The sequence below is a fragment of the Streptomyces sp. NPDC051907 genome (assembly GCF_040681075.1).
In the GTDB taxonomy this organism is placed as follows: domain Bacteria; phylum Actinomycetota; class Actinomycetes; order Streptomycetales; family Streptomycetaceae; genus Streptomyces.
This window is the reverse complement of record NZ_JBFAYB010000013.1, coordinates 24,576-39,709: the sequence shown is the minus strand read 5'-3', so window position 1 is coordinate 39,709 and position 15,134 is coordinate 24,576. Positions and strand designations below refer to the sequence as shown.

Here is a 15,134-nt window from a genome sequence, read left to right as displayed (position 1 = left end):
TCCTACCGTGCCTCCTGGTCGCTGTCCGGGACCCGTGCCGCCGATATCGGCAGCCGCTCGGTCCGCGGCCGTCCGTCCCCCACTGCCTGAACGGCGTGGGAGGTACCCCCACCGTTCTGCCGGGCCAGCCGCTCGTTCTGGCCGCGCAGCGCGGTGTTCAGCCCGTCCCACAGCGTGCCGTCGGTCCGGTCGCGCGGATCGGGGTCGATCAGCACCACGCCGATCACCGCGATGCGCTGGTCCGCGAGCTGCCGTGCCACGGTGTGCAGCCATGCGGCGCTGCCGTGCCCGGCGCGTACGACGAGCACGGTCTGGGCGCCGAGGTACTGAAGGTCGGTCCACGCCGTGCCGGGCGCCACCGAGCCGACGCCGAGCCGGCGCTCCTGAGGCGACAGGGCCGCGGCGCGCTCGCCGCTGACCACGGTCGGGTCTCCAGGTTTGTGGCGGCGGCCTGCGAGCTGCGAGCCGGGCAGAGCGTCGACGACGGACACGGGCCCGTCCGCCGCCAGTTCCCCGGCGAGGTCCAGGGCGATCTCGCCGGTACTGCGCGCAGAGCCCAGCTCGAGGAGCGACACCCCTTCCGCGGAGCCGCGCACGGTACGGGCCAGGGACGTGGTGAGCCTCGCACGTGCCGCCCGGATCCGTCGGCGCCGCCACAGCAGGGGCGACCGGCGGGGCAGCTCCGCGATGACCGAGGCGCCGAGGTTCGCCGCGATCTCCCGGCGCAGCACGGGGCGGTCCGCGACCAATGTGCCGACCGCGGCCACCGCGAGCCCGAGGACGAGCCCGAGGACGAGCCCGATCGCGGCGTTGGTGACAGCGGTCTTGGGCAGGGAGTGCCGCACCGCGCGCGGGGCGTCCACGATCTGGGTGCCGGCGACGAGCTGGGGCGTGCCGATGCGCGCCTCCGCGGCGCGCTGGCCGAAGTCGGCGATCCGCGAGGTGAGCTCTGCCCGGCGGGCGAAGAGCGACTCCATGCTCGCCGACGCCTTCGGCCCGCTCTTCGGCGGTCCCTCTCCGATCGCCTTGTTGACCTGGGCGAGTTCGTCCCGCATACGGTCGCGCTGGGCGAGCAGGGTCTTGGCCTCGGCGTCCGCGGCCTGCTGTATCCGCTTGACATGGTCCGCGACGAACGCGTCTGCCAGCGCCTTGGCGCGGGCCACCGCCTGGGCGTCGCTGTCGCCTGTCGCATTGATCTGCAGCAGGTTGTTGGTCAGGCCGACACCCCCGTAGTCCTGCATGAAGTCCTCCGGTTTCTCCGGGGACTTCAGGGCCTGCAGGGCCTTGTCGGCGATCCGCGTGGTGCGCAGCAGCTCGACGTCGGTGCGGATCAGCGTTCCTGGGTCGTTCGGCTGGTCCTCCTTGTGCGCGACCAGCACCTTGGTCACCGCGCTCGGCTGCGGCGGCAGCAGGACGGCCACCGCCGCGCCGACGAGCAGCCCCAGCAGCGCCATGGAGCACCAGAGGCGGCGCCGTCTGCGCACCGCCACCACCAGCGCGTGCAGGTCCAGCAGCGGACCGCCGGCCGACGGCCCTGACGTCGTACTCGTCGTCGTCATCCTGAGCCTCCCCTCGCGCCGCCGCCCGCGAGCGCCGCAGTGGCGGCATCCCGACGGCCGGCGGACCGCGTCGGACGGGCCCACGCCGTGTCGGCGAGGACGATGCCGACGACCTCGTGCTCGGCGTCCGCACACGCCTCGGCGATGCCCGCGAGCTCGCCCGCGGTCCAGCTGCCCGCGCTGAGCACGACCAGGGCGCCGGACTCGTCGTCGCGGTCCGGCACCATCGGCCGGTCCACCGCGACCTCCACCACGCGCAGCAGGGGGCCCCCGCTCGACGAGCTCGGGGGGAGATCGCTCTCGGCCTCGGCGGCGAGCCGCCCGGCGGCCCGGAGCGCGGTCTCGTCGCCGTCCGGGACGACGACCAGCAGCCGCCCGGGGGCCGCCAGCTGGTCCCGGAGGCGGGCGCACACCCGCCGGTAGCGGATCTGCCTGCCGGTCTCGTCGCCGGACGTCTGCGGACTCGGTAGGTCCCACCGGACGTCGAGGCCCAGCAGCCGGCGGATCCGGGCCCGCCGGCTGCTGTCCTCCGGCCGGCCGGCGGGCTGTTCACCGGGTACGTCGACGGAGCCCAGCAGCTCCGAGCCCAGCGCCGCGGCGATCTCCGGCTCGGTGCGCAGCCGGCGGCTCATCCGCGCGGCGGCGAGATGGCCGACGACCGCGAGCAGGAAGAACAGCAGCGCCCCGGCGACGATGAGCTGCACCCTCGTCGGCGGCGCCTCGCCGGTCGGCCGGGCCGCCGGCCCCATGACGACCATGTGGGCCTTGTCGGCGGCCGGGCCTGCCTCCTCCAGCTTGTTGACGGCCTCGTGCAGCGCGGTGCGCAGCTTCGCCAGCTCGGTGCGGGTCTGCACGCTCTCCACGGTCTGCCCCGGATCGGCCGCGTCGGCCAGCTCGGTGATACGGCGGCTGGTCTGCACCACCATCTGCCGCAGTGCCTCGGGCCCCGCCGCCGCCTCGGCGTCGCTGTCGCCCGAGATCCGCGCGGCGAACGCGACGAACTGCTGGGCCACCTGGTCGGCGAGCCGCTGCGCGCGCTCCGGGGTCTCGGCCGTGCCCGAGATCTCGATGATGTTCCCGTCGGCGGTCGCCGCGGTCACCCGGTCCCGCAGCTCGCTGTTGCCGACGTCCTTCCAGCCGAGCGTGGCGGCCGCGCGGTCGACCACCACCGAACTGCCGGCGATCTCCGCCTGCGTCACCAGCTCGCGCTCCTCCCACGCCCCCGGCAGCAGCACCGACGCGGACGTCGTGTAGTGCGGAGGGAACAGCAGAGAGGCGCCGTAGCCGACGAGCGCGCCCACCACGGCGAGGACGGTGAGCAGCCGCCCGCGCCGACGGATGATCCGCCCGATCGTGGCCAGACGTATTGTTTCATCGCTCAACGGTGCTGCCTCTTCCCTTCCTTGTGCGGGGCGCTCTCGACACCGGAGCGTGGTCGCGGCAGGCAGCGGCGTAGGCGGCGAGCAGCGACGCCTGCGAGTTCCGCCAGGAGAGCGGCCCGCTGACCCGCTCCTGGCCGATCTTGCCCATCCGGGCCCGCTGCTCCGGGTCGTCCAGCAGCAGCGCGACGAGCCTGGCGAACTCGGCCTCGTCGTTGGCGGGCGCGTAGAGGGCGGCGTCGCCGGCGGAGACGCGCGCCTCCCGGAGGTCGAACGAGACGATCGGCCGGCCCATCGCCATGTACTCCAGGACCTTGTTCATGGTCGACACGTCGTTGAGCGGATTGCGCGGGTCGGGGGAGAGGCACACGTCCGCGGTGGACAGATAGCGCACCAGGTCGGCGTCCGGGATGCGCCCGGTGAACTCCACCTGCTCCGAGAGCCCGAGCCGCCGCGACAGCTCCACCATCGCCTCGAAGGCGTCGCCGGCGCCGACGAACACCGCGTGCCAGTCGGTCCGCCCCTGCTCGTCGCGCAGCTTCGCGAGAGCCCGCAAGGCGTAGTCGACCCCGTCCTGCGGGCCCATGACGCCGAGATAGCACAGCAGATGGGGCTTGCCGCGCTTCAACTCCGGCTCGGGAGGCACCGGTTGGAACCGTTCGATCGCGGGCGCGCTGCGCACCACGAACACGTCCCCCGGCCGCTTTCCGCCACGGCGCACCGCGACGTCCCGGTAGCTCTCGTTCGTGGCGAGCACGATGTCCGCAGCCCGGTAGGTCCGCCTCTCCAGCGCGCACACGGCGCGGTAGAGCAGGTCTTCGCCGCGGTCGAACCGGGAGAGGTACAGCTCGGGCACCAGGTCGTGCTGGTCGAAGACGAACCGCGCGCCGTGCCTCTTCATCCACAGGGCGGGCAGGAACAGCAGGTCGGGCGGGTTGCAGGCGTGGACCACGTCGACCGGGCCGACCGTGCGGGCGAGCCGGACCGTATGCCACAGCGCCGATCCGTACTCCCGCAGATAGCCGGCCGGCCCTCCGGTGGCCGCGCGCAACGGGTAGCGGTGGATCCGCACCCCGTCGATCACCGCCTCCGCCTCCGTGTCCCGCTTGCTTCCCTGGGGGCAGATGACGTGCACCTCCCAGCCCGCGTCGCGCAGCGTCGTGCACTCCTGCCACACCCGCCGGTCGAACGGCACCGACAGGTTCTCCACCAGGATCAGCGCGCGCCGGCCCGACCGGTCGCCGCCGGCTGTCCCACCGAACGACGTCTCACTGAACGACCTGTCACCAAGCAAGGCCCACGTACCCCGGTTCGGCCCGGCGCGCCTCGGCGTCGGGAAGGCGGACGAGATCGACGATCGCCGGGCTGCCGGGCGTGGTGCCATGGGGCAGCGCCGACAGCACAGCCGGATCCCTGGTCCCCACCAGGCACACCTCGGCGTGCTCGAGCACCTCCTCGACGGAGTCCGCGAGCAGCTGCGCGAGGTGCGGCAGCCGGGTCTCGATGTACTCGCGGTTCGCGCCGATCAGCCGGGAGAGGCTCACATTGGCGTCGTAGATCTTCAGGTCGTACCCCTTGCCGAAGAGCCTCTCCGCCAGTTCGACGAGCGGGCTCTCGCGCAGGTCGTCGGTGCCGGGCTTGAAGGACAGCCCGAACATTCCCACCCGGCGCCTGCCGGTGCGCTCCACCAAATCCACCGCGCGCTGCAGATGGTCGGAGTTCGAGGGCAGCACATGGGCGAGGATCGGCACCGAGATGTCGGCCCGCTGCGCCGCGTGGACCAGGCTGCGCAAGTCCTTGGGCAGGCAGGAGCCGCCGAAGGCGAAGCCGGGCCGCAGATAGGCGGGGCTGATGTTCAGCTTGCGGTCGGCGAGGAACACGTCCATCACCTGGTGCGAGTCCACCCCGAGCGCCTGGCACACCGCGCCCAGCTCGTTCGCGAAGCCGATCTTGAGGCCGTGGAACGCGTTGTCCGCGTACTTGATCGCCTCGGCCGTCGGGACCGGCACCCGGAACACCTCGCCGGGCAGGCCCTCGTACAGCGCCGCCACCACATCGCCGCTCGCCGCGTCGAGCTCGCCGACGACGGTCTTGGGCGGGTCGAAGAAGTCCCGCACGCTGGTGCCCTCGCGCAGGAACTCCGGGTTGACCGCGACGCCGACGTCCACCCCGGCGGTGCCGCCGACGTACTTCTCCAGGATCGGCACCAGCAGGTTGAGGCAGGTGCCCGGGAGCATGGTGCTGCGGAACACGACGGTGTGCCGGCCCCCCTGCTCGGCCCCCTCCGCCAGAGCGGCGCCGATCTGCTCGGTGACCCGCTCCAAGTACGTGGTGCACAGGCTGCCGTTGGGCTCCGACGGGGTGCCCACGCAGATCAGCGACACCTCGCTGCCCATGACCGCCTCGCGGACGTCGGTGGTGGCGCGTAACGCCCCGCTCCGCACGACCTCCGCCGTGAGCTCGCCGATCCGCTCCTCGACCACCGGGGCCTTGCCGTCGTTGACCAGGTCGACCTTGACCTGGTTCACGTCCACCCCGATGACCTCGTGGCCCATGCTGGCCAGGCACGCGGCCGACACACAGCCCACGTAGCCGAGCCCGAAAACGCTGACTCTCATGACTCGTTCCTCCCCCCAGGCAGGCCCTTGTGGCCTGCGGTCCGCGCCCCGGCCGGCTCGTCGAGCCGCCGCCCCCCGCACATCAGTAGGCCCCCTGCCCGTACAGCACCGCACGCAGCGTCTTCCACAAGATCACTGTGTCCAGGGCGAGCGACCAGTCCTCCACGTACCGCAGGTCCAGCCGGACCGCCTCCTCCCACGACAGGTCGCTGCGTCCGCTGATCTGCCACAGACCGGTGAGTCCGGGCTTGACCAGCAGCCGCCGCCGGATGTCCGGGCCGTACGCGGCGGACTCCTCCGGCAGCGGAGGCCGCGGACCGACGAGCGACATCGAGCCGGCGAGCACGTTGAAGAGCTGTGGGAGCTCGTCGAGCGAGTACCGGCGCAGCACCGCTCCCACCCGGGTCACCCGCGGATCCCGGCGGAGCTTGAACAGCAGGCCGGCGCCTTCGTTGCGGTCGGCCAGCTCGGCACGTGCCAAGTCCGCCCCGACGACCATGGTGCGGAACTTGAGGATCGTGAACTCGCGGCCGTCCTTGCCGACTCTGCGCTGGCGGTAGAACGCCCCACCCCGGCTGTCCACCAGCACGATCAGGCCGACGAGCACCATCAGCGGCGCGAACAGCATCAGCAGGATCGCCGCGCCCATCCGGTCGACGACCCCTTTGACCGCCCGGCGGCCGCCGGTGAAGGTCGGCATGCTGACCCGCAGCAGCGGGATCCCGAGCACCGCGTCGACGTGCAGCCGCGGGCCGGCCACCTCCATCAGCACCGGGGCCACGATCATCTCGGCGTCGCTGCCTTCGAGGTTCCAGGCCAGCCGCTGCAGCCGGTCCGGAGACCAGTGCGGGTCCGGTGTGACCGCGACGACACGGTAGCCGTCGCGGCAGACATGGCCCGCGACGTCCGCCAGTTGGCCGACGACCGGCACTCCGTCCAGTTGATCGCCGTCGAGCCCGAGACCGTCCGTCGTGCACACCGCGTCCACGCGCCAGCCGAGGTGCGGGAACTTGCGGGTCCGGGTGATCAGGTCGCGCACGGTGGCCGGGCTCCCGGCGGCGAGCACCGGTCTCAGGCACCGCCCTTCCTTCCGCTGCTTATGCAGCCAGAGGCGGAGCAGATACCGCGCGGTCATGGTGACGATCGCGATCGCCGGGATCGCGACGAAGATCCATAACTTGATATTGCGCGAGGTCAGGGCGATCCCGCCGAGCGCCAGCACGACGGTCGCCGTGAACAGCGAGCGTCCGAGCCGGCGGAATTCCTCGGCGCCCTGGCCGAGAACGGCCGGAGCCCACGACCGGGTCACCGCGAGCGCCCCTAATACCAGCAGCTCGGTGCCGAATGCGAGAATTCCCCACTTCTCATGCCAGTTGGCCGCGTCCCGGGCCCCGAAGAAATTGCCGATCGCCGCTACTACGAAGGCGGTGGCCACGGTATCGCTGGTGATCACGGTACGGCGGTACCGGTGCTCCCAGTCGATCGCGGGCTGTGTGATCGCCCCGTTCGTCAGACGCCCGCGCGCTGACGGAAACGGGCTGACTAATCCCCCTTGCCGCACAGAACCCCCCAGGTCCCCAGTGGTTCGACGTGCTCGCCTAACACTGTTCCTCCCCCCGGGAGGCTCAGCCCCCCGCGCGTTCCTCCCCGCGTGAGGCCCCCGCCTCCCGCGCCGCGCTGTTCCCCCTGCCGGGAGGCCCCCGCCTCCCGCGCACATCCCCGCTCGTGCAGAGCTACGTGAACGACTCGCCCTGGCGGCAGCGGACTCGCCTGCCCTGCCAGACTCTCGAGGCGCCCAGGAGCCCGTCGAAACCCCGGGTGCTCCCCGCACCCAAGGCGCCCCTCTCGGGCTCCAGGAATTGATCATCCCCACGTCTGTTGCCGGGGACGTGACTGCTGGCTTTCAGTAGCGCCGGATCTTTAGATCGTCAATGGTCGCTCATGCTCGAACAGATGAACCTTGGAACGGCTGAACTCAGAACATCTGGCGCTCAGAACATCTGATGCCCCGAACGGCTGAAGCACGGTCAATCTAGACCATCGGGGGCCGGTGTGGAGAGGGGATGTGTGTAATTTGTGTTCAAGCTTTTTGACTGGATCCACCGACCGGCGACCGCCTGCGGATGCTGTGACTCCGCCGCGCGCTCCGGGAGTTCGCCCGACCCCCTGCGCGGCGTCTTTGCGGTAGTAATCCGCAGGCCGCGGCGGGCTTTCCACGGCGCCCGCTTCGGCGACGGCTTCCCGCTGTTCCTGCACTACGGCGTGGTGCCGGGGGCGCCCGAGGGGCGGGGCGATCGACCCGGACGACGAGGCGCGCGACTTCACGAATGGAAGCAGGCTTGGCGGTTCCCCGACCCCGGATCGACCCGTCGCCGCCCCCTTTCGGGGGCCAGGCCCTTGACGCGACTCAGACGGTCCTCGGTGCGGCGCGCATGCCTACGTACACGCGGGGGGCGCCGTCGGCAAGGGCGGAGAGAACAACCGGCATATAACCGTCGCTGAAGGACCGGCCGGCGCCCGCCCCGGCGAACACCGTGTCGGTCCCCGGCCCCAGCCGTCGGAGCCGAGGGTCCGCTTCTCGCGTACCTCGACCTTGCGGCGCCGCATGGCGGCCGCATCCTCGGCGGACGAGGTGCGCTCAGCTCTGCTCCGGCTTCAGCACCACGAAGTCCGCGTTCGAGGGGTCGACGCAGACGGCCAGACGGCCGACGCCCTCGGAGTCCTCCGGGCCCATCTGGATCGTGCCGCCCTTCTCGATGACCTTGGCGACCGCGGCGTCGCAGTCGGTCACGGCGAAGACGGGGTGCCAGTACGGCCGCCCCTCCGTCAGGGCGAGGTACTCCTTGGGCATCTCCATGAGGCCGCCGTGCATGCGGTCCTCGGGGAGCTCCTCGGGGGTGATGAGGTGGTACGTGCCTCCGCCGCCCGGCAGCGGCATATCGTTGAACCGCCAGCCGAGGACGCCGCCGTAGAACTCCTTGGCGGCCGCCGCGTCGGTCGTGTACAGCTCGACCCAGGACATCGAGCCCGGGTCGTCCACCATCTCGACGCCCTTGCTCGTCCCCGGCTGCCAGACGGCGAACTGGCCGCCCGCCGGGTCGTTGTACTGGGCCATCCGGCCCCACTCGTCGAGGTCCCTCGGCGGGACTCTGACCGAGCCGCCGGCGCGCTCGACGGCCTGGGTCGTGGCGTCCGCGTCGGCGACGCTGAAGTAGATCATCCATGCCGAGCGCGCGCCCGCCTCGGTCAGCTTGCCGAGCCCGGCGACGATCTTGCCGTTCTTCCGGAACATGCCCCCTTCCATGTCTCCCTCGTCCATGGACTCGTAGTCCCACCCGAGCACGTCGCCGTAGAAGACGGCGGCGGCGCGGACGTCGGGAGTGCCGAGGTCGAGCCAGCAGGGGGAGCCGGGGACGAAGTCAGTGGTGATCATGGCCGTTCCCTTTCGCGGATCACTGGTGACCTCAGCCTGACACCGGACACGGGCGCCCGCCCCTCGGCCGGACGTCCCAGGGGAGCGCCGCCGGGCGGGCGTCTAAGGAGCGCGGCCTGGCGGGAGCCATGCGGCTGTTCGAGTGACGCGGTCCGGCCGGACGCCGTATGCCGTATGCCCAGCTGCGCTTTGTCATGCCCCGCCGCGCTTCGCGCCCGGACGTGGTCGGTCGGTCGGGCGCGAGGGGGGCCTGAGGGCGACGTCGGCAGGTCGTACGCGACGCCCCTCAGCCTGCTGCCCGAGGTGCGTCACGCGGCCTCCCTACCCGACCGCGTGGTCGGGCTGGCGCATCTCGGAGGTGTGGCGGGCGAGGAGGGACGCGCAGATCTCTCCCGCCCGCACGGCGGTCGTGGACAGCAGGGTCGAGGTGAGGCCGTGGGTGTGCTCGGTGCCGCCTTGGAGGTATATGTCGGCGGCGACGTTCGGCGCGGTCTCCACGCGGTGGTCGCGGCCCACGCGCAGCGCGTCCTCCTCGTCGCGCAGGCAGAGTTTGGCGATGTCGCCCAGATTGCCCCCGATCCTGCGGGGCTGGTAGCCGGTCGCGTACACCAGCAGGTCGGAGGCGAGGACCGCACGCTCGCCCGTCGGCAGGAACTCGACCGTCACCGCCACCTCGTCCGCGCCGGCCGCGACCTCGCGGATGCGGGACACGTTGAGCATCCGCAGCCGCTGCCTGCCCTGGACCTTCTCCTGGTACATCGTGCGGGACAGGGACTCGATCAAGTCCATGTCGACGACGGAGTAGTTGGTGCTGCGGTGGTAGTCGTGCAGGGACTGCTTCACCGCGGTCGGCGCCTCGAAGAACACGTCCACGGCCTCCGGGTCGAAGATCCGGTTGGCGAACGGGCTGTCGTCGGCGGGCGTGTAGCCGTACTTGCTGAAGACCGAGCAGATCTCCGCGTCGGGGAAGCTGCGGTGCAGATAGTCGACGGCCTCCGCGGCGCTCTGGCCCGCGCCCAGGACCACGGCGCGGCGCACCTGGCCGCCGGTGCTCAGGAGGCTGTCGACGCGCGGCAGCAGCTCGCTGTTGTGCCAGACGCGTTCGGACAGGGCGGCGTCGGGCGGGAGGTGCGGCTCCAGGCCGGTCGCCACGCAGAGGGTGCGGGTGCGGCGGACGGTCAGGCGGCCGGGGGCCGCGGGGTCGCGGGTGGCGACGTCGTACCAGCGGACCTCGCCGTCCTCGGTGACGGGTCGTACGGCGACGACCTCGGAGGAGTACTCGACGAGGTGGTCGACGCGCGAGGCCGCCCACTCGAAGTAGTCGTGGAACTCGATGCGCAGGGGGAACAGGGTCTTCTGGTTCAGGAAGTCGACCAGCCTGCCCTGTGCGCTCAGGTAGCACAGGAAGCTGAAGTCGCTGGTGGGGTCGCGCATGGTCACCAGGTCCTTGAGGAACGAGACCTGCATGGTGGCGTCGTCGATGAGCATGCCTCGGTGCCAGCCGAACCGCGGCTGCTTCTCCAGGAAGGCCGCCCGCAGTCGTTCGCCTTGCGGAGCAGCAGAGTTGTGCTCGTGCAGTGCGATTGCGAGGGCGAGGTTGGACGGGCCGAAACCGATACCGAGAACGTCGTACAGGGGAAGATCCGCCCCACTGTGCACTGTCGTCACCGCGTCATCGCCTTCCGTAGAGGGGGCTCAGTGTTTGGCCAAGAACGCACACAGGCTCCCCTAAGCAGGCACATGTTAGATAAGGTTAGCCTTACCTAGCAATGGTTGAGGAGGGCTCACATGCGAGTCGTCATGTTCGGGTACCAGACCTGGGGACACCGGACGCTGCAGGCTCTGCTGGATTCCGAGCATGAAGTGGTTCTCGTCGTCACCCATCCCAAAAGCGACCATGTGTACGAGAAGATCTGGAGCGACTCCGTCGCCGATCTGGCCGAAAAGCACGCCGTACCAGTGCTGTTGCGCAACCGCCCGGGCGACGAGGAGCTGCTGCGCGCGCTCAAGGACGCCGAGCCCGACATCATCGTCGCGAACAACTGGCGCACCTGGCTGCCGCCCGAGATCTTCGACCTGCCGCCGCACGGCACGCTGAACGTCCACGACTCGCTGCTGCCCACCTACGCCGGCTTCTCCCCGCTGATCTGGGCCCTCATCAACGGCGAGCCGGAGGTCGGCGTCACCGCGCACCGCATGGACGCCGAACTCGACATGGGCGACGTGCTGTTGCAGCGCTCCGTGGCGGTCGGTCCGCAGGACACCGCGACCGACCTGTTCCACCGCACGGTCGATCTGATCGGCCCGCTCGTCACCGAGTCGCTCGACCTCATCGCCTCCGGACAGGCCGTGTGGAAGCCGCAGGACCGCTCCCGCTCGAGCTTCTTCCACAAGCGGGCGCTGGAGGACAGCCGCATCGACTGGACCTGGCCCGCCGAGGACCTGGAGCGGTTCGTCCGGGCCCAGTCCGACCCGTACCCCAACGCCTTCACCCACCACCGGGGCGAGCGCATCCGGATCGTCTCGGCGGCCGTGTCCGAGGGACGGTACGGCGGCACCCCCGGACGGATCTTCATCAAGGAGGGCGAGGGGATCGTCATCGTGGCCGGCCCCGGGGCGCGTTCGGGGAAGCTGCCCGGTTTCGTGGTGAAGCGGGTGCGCACCGAGGACGGAGCCGAGCACGCCGCGACCGACTACTTCCGCACGATGGGCGGCTATCTGACGCCCCATCCGTAGATCAGAGCGCTGGCAGACCCCGGGAGCCTGAGGCCCCGGGGTCACCGCCGTGTGCCCGTCCTACGCGCCCGTGACCCCGGCGGGCGCCGCGTCCGACACCGCCGCGTCGTCCCCCTCGTGGTGCCGGCCCATCGGGATGACCATCGGAGTACGGCTGACCGGGTCCTCGCCGACCACGCAGCGCAGCCCGAAGACGTCCTCGACGACCGCGGCGGTGATCACCTCGGACGGGGCGCCCTCCGCGACGATGCGGCCCGCCTTCATGGCGACGATGTGGTCGGCGTAGCGGCACGCCTGGTTGAGGTCGTGGAGCACCATGACGACCGTACGGCCCTGCTGCCGGTTCAGGTCGGTGATCAGATCGAGGACGTCTATCTGGTGCGCCAGGTCGAGGTACGTGGTCGGCTCGTCTAGGAGCATCACCGGCGTGCCCTGGGCGACCGCCATCGCGATCCAGGCCCGTTGCCGCTGGCCGCCGGAGAGCTCGTCGACCGCCCGGTGCGCGAGGTCGCTCATCGCCGTGGCCCGCAGCGCCTCGTGCACGGCGTCCTCGTCGGCGGCCGACCACTGCCGCCACCACGTCTGGTGCGGCGCACGGCCCCGGCCCACCAGGTCGACGACGGTCAGCCCCTCGGGGGCGACCGGCGTCTGCGGCAGGATGCCGAGCTTCTGGGCGAGGGCCCTGGTCGGTATGGAGTGCACGGCGCGCCCGTCGAGGTGGACGGCCCCCGACTTGGGGGCGAGCAGCCGGGCCAGCGCGCGCAGCAGCGTCGACTTGCCGCAGGCGTTCGCCCCGACGATCGCCGTGATCCGCCCCGAGGGGACCGCGAGGTCCAGATCGTCGACGACCACCCGGTCGTCGTACGCCAGGCGCAGTCCGCGCGCCCGCAGATCGGGGCCGTCGGCGAGCTCTTCGTACGTCGATGTCACGTCTTCAGCCTCCTGAACCTGCGCGGTTGGCGCGGACGAGCAGCCACAGCAGGACGGGCGCGCCGAGCACGCCCGTCACGATCCCGACCGGAAGCTCGGTGTCCGCGATGAGCTTCCGGGCGACGAGGTCGGACCCGAGCACCATCACGGCGCCCGTCAGCCCCGCCGCGACGGGCGGGGGGAACGCCGTGCCCGCCAGGCGCTGGGCGACCTGCGGGGCGGCGAGCGCCACGAACGCGACCGGTCCCGCGGTCGCCGTCCCGAACGCCACCAGGCCGACCGCGACCAGCAGGGTCGCCACCCGCACCGTCTGCACCCGGGTGCCGAGACCGCGCGCGACGTCGTCCCCGAGCTCCAGGGTGCGCATCAGCCGCCCGAGCAGCAGCGCCGTCGGCAGCAGGACGGCCAGGGCTACGGCGAGGGGGCCGATCTGGCTCCAGGTGCGGCCGTTGAGGTTGCCGACGAGCCAGCCGAGCGCGGCCTGCGCCTGGAACTGCTGGCCGCGGGCCATCAGATAGTCGGTGGCGCTGGTGCAGATCCACGCCACCCCGACGCCGACCAGGACGATCCGGTAGCCGGTGGCGCCGCGCTTCCAGGCGAGCGCGTACACCACCAGCGCCGCGGTCAGCGCGCCGAACAGGCCGAGCGCCTGCGTGCTGAGGCCGCCGTCCCAGCCGAGGACGATGCCGGCGACCACGGCCACGCCCGCGCCCTGCGTGATGCCCATCATGTCGGGGCTGGCGAGCGGGTTGTGCGTCATGGCCTGGAGCAGGGCGCCCGACACCCCGAAGGCGACGCCGACCAGCAGCCCCGCCAGGGAGCGCGGCAGGCGCAGCTCCTGGACGATGAGCCGGGTGCCGGGATCGCCCCCGCCCACCAGGGCCCGGGTCACGTCGGCGAGGGACAGGGAGAGGTCCCCGATCGCGGTCTCCGCGCAGAACGCCAGGAACGCGGCGGCCGCGAGGACCAGCGACACGGCCAGCAGCCGGGGCCGCAGCAGCCCGGACACGGGCGGGAAGGCGAGGCGGAAGGCGGCCCGCCCGGCGGTGCGCCGGACCGGTGCACGGCGCGTGGGGTCCTTGCCGCCGTTGGACTTCTCGCGGCCGTCGCGGCCGTCGCGGTCGTCGCGGCCCTCGGGGTCCGTGCGGCCCTTTCGGCCCGCCGCCGGTGTGAGCTCGGTCGTCATGGCGTGCGGCTCCCCTGGGTCGGTCGGCAGGGCTGGGGGATCGGCGGCGCGGGCCGGGACGGCGTCGGCACCGCTGTGTCGGCGGGCGCCCCCTCCCGTACGGCTCGCCGCCCGGCGTGCGCGGTCGCCATGCTCACAGCTCCGCGAGGCGACGGCGGCGGACCATCGCGATGAAGAACGGGCCGCCGATGAAGGCGACCAGGACGCCGGCCTGGATCTCGATCGGGCGCTCGATCAGCCGGCCCGCGATGTCGGCCGCCAGCAGCAGACAGGGGGCGAGCACGGCCGACAGGGGCAGCAGCCAGCGGTGGTCGGGGCCGATGCCCGCGGACTGGGCGAGGACGCGCGCGATATGCGGCACGACCAGGCCGACGAAGACCACCGGGCCGATCACGGCGACGGCCCCGCCGGTCAGCAGGGTGACGGCCGCCACGCCCTGGATGCGCACCAGCCCGAGCTTCAGCCCGAGCGAGGTGGCGACGTCGTCGCCCAGCGCGAGGCTGTTGAGGGACGGGGCGCAGGCCAGTGCGAGCACGGCGCCGACGGCGAGGAACGGCAGCACCCGCAGCAGGACCTCGGTGTCCTGGTTGGCGAGCGAGCCCGCCGACCAGAAGCGGTACCGGTTCAAGGCGTCGGGGTCGGTCAGGGCGATCGCGCTGGTCAGCGAGAACAGCACCGAGGTCACCGCGACTCCGGCGAGGGCGAGCTTGACCGGCGTGGAGCCGGAGCGGCCGACCCCGCCCAGGAAGTAGACCAGCACGCTCGCGGCCAGCGCGCCGCCGAAGGCGAACCAGATGTAGCCGTACACGGAGGCGATGCCGAGGACGCCGACCGACAGGACGACGGCGAAGGCCGCGCCCGCGCTGACCCCCAGGATGCCGGGGTCCGCCAGCGGGTTGCGGGTCAGCGCCTGCATCAGCGCGCCGGACAGGCCGAGCGCGGCCCCGGTGGCCAGGGCGAGCGCGGTGCGCGGCAGCCGCACCGACCAGATCACGTTGTCCACGCGGGAGTTGGGCGCATGGCCGAAAAGCGTGTCCCAGACCTGGTCGAGGGGCACGGCGAGCGCGCCGTACGCCATCGAGAGGGCGCACAGCCCGAAGAGCGCCGCGCACGCCAGCGCGAGCAGCAGTACTGCGCGGGGGCCCGCGGCCGCCCGGACCGTCGAGGTCCCCACGTCAACTTCCTTTGGTCAGGCTTGCCTTAACTGTAGGGCGGGAGCTCGCCCGCTGTCCCGCCCTCTGGGCGGCCGTCCTGCCAGGGCTATACAAATTAGGTAACCCTTACCTTAGTATG

Annotated in this window: 11 protein-coding genes; 1 reads left to right on the top strand and 10 read right to left on the bottom strand. The window is 71.9% G+C overall.

The window, feature by feature from the left end:
* Positions 1-2: 2 nt before the first annotated feature.
* The 7 genes from AB0M39_RS10780 to AB0M39_RS10750 all read right to left on the bottom strand — a co-directional run bounded on the left by AB0M39_RS10780 (position 3) and on the right by AB0M39_RS10750 (position 10,657).
* Positions 3-1,559, bottom strand: a complete 1,557-nt coding sequence (locus AB0M39_RS10780) for a Wzz/FepE/Etk N-terminal domain-containing protein (RefSeq protein ID WP_365362475.1) — start codon at positions 1,557-1,559, stop codon at positions 3-5.
* Positions 1,556-2,941, bottom strand: coding sequence for a polysaccharide biosynthesis protein (locus AB0M39_RS10775; RefSeq protein WP_365362473.1), 1,386 nt, complete (start codon positions 2,939-2,941; stop codon positions 1,556-1,558). Before AB0M39_RS10775 ends, AB0M39_RS10780 begins: the two co-directional genes overlap by 4 nt.
* The gene (locus AB0M39_RS10770) at positions 2,931-4,148 is read right to left on the bottom strand and encodes a glycosyltransferase family 4 protein (RefSeq protein ID WP_365362471.1); all 1,218 of its coding nucleotides are present in this window, start codon (positions 4,146-4,148) and stop codon (positions 2,931-2,933) included. Before AB0M39_RS10770 ends, AB0M39_RS10775 begins: the two co-directional genes overlap by 11 nt.
* Before the next feature lie 73 nt (positions 4,149-4,221).
* Positions 4,222-5,556, bottom strand: coding sequence for a nucleotide sugar dehydrogenase (locus AB0M39_RS10765; RefSeq protein WP_365362469.1), 1,335 nt, complete (start codon positions 5,554-5,556; stop codon positions 4,222-4,224).
* Positions 5,557-5,638: 82 nt separating this feature from the next.
* The gene (locus tag AB0M39_RS10760) at positions 5,639-7,117 is read right to left on the bottom strand and encodes a sugar transferase (RefSeq protein ID WP_365362467.1); all 1,479 of its coding nucleotides are present in this window, start codon (positions 7,115-7,117) and stop codon (positions 5,639-5,641) included.
* Between the two features lie 1,077 nt (positions 7,118-8,194).
* On the bottom strand, positions 8,195-8,989 hold the full coding sequence (locus AB0M39_RS10755; protein ID WP_365362465.1) for a VOC family protein: 795 nt from the start codon (positions 8,987-8,989) through the stop codon (positions 8,195-8,197).
* A gap of 321 nt (positions 8,990-9,310) precedes the next feature.
* Entirely contained in the window at positions 9,311-10,657 is a 1,347-nt protein-coding gene (locus AB0M39_RS10750) for a lysine N(6)-hydroxylase/L-ornithine N(5)-oxygenase family protein (RefSeq protein ID WP_365362463.1), read from the bottom strand.
* Positions 10,658-10,777: 120 nt separating this feature from the next.
* Between AB0M39_RS10750 and AB0M39_RS10745 the strand changes: the two genes are divergently transcribed.
* A complete protein-coding gene (locus AB0M39_RS10745) occupies positions 10,778-11,725 on the top strand; it encodes a methionyl-tRNA formyltransferase (protein ID WP_365362461.1) in 948 nt (315 codons plus the stop codon).
* A 60-nt stretch (positions 11,726-11,785) separates the two neighbouring features.
* Here the strand turns inward: AB0M39_RS10745 and AB0M39_RS10740 are convergent, their stop codons facing one another.
* The 3 genes from AB0M39_RS10740 to AB0M39_RS10730 all read right to left on the bottom strand — a co-directional run bounded on the left by AB0M39_RS10740 (position 11,786) and on the right by AB0M39_RS10730 (position 15,015).
* On the bottom strand, positions 11,786-12,655 hold the full coding sequence (locus tag AB0M39_RS10740) for an ABC transporter ATP-binding protein (protein WP_365362459.1): 870 nt from the start codon (positions 12,653-12,655) through the stop codon (positions 11,786-11,788).
* 4 nt (positions 12,656-12,659) lie between these two features.
* Positions 12,660-13,841, bottom strand: a complete 1,182-nt coding sequence (locus tag AB0M39_RS10735; RefSeq protein WP_365362457.1) for an iron ABC transporter permease — start codon at positions 13,839-13,841, stop codon at positions 12,660-12,662.
* Between the two features lie 133 nt (positions 13,842-13,974).
* Positions 13,975-15,015, bottom strand: coding sequence for an iron chelate uptake ABC transporter family permease subunit (locus tag AB0M39_RS10730; protein ID WP_365362455.1), 1,041 nt, complete (start codon positions 15,013-15,015; stop codon positions 13,975-13,977).
* Positions 15,016-15,134: the final 119 nt, after the last annotated feature.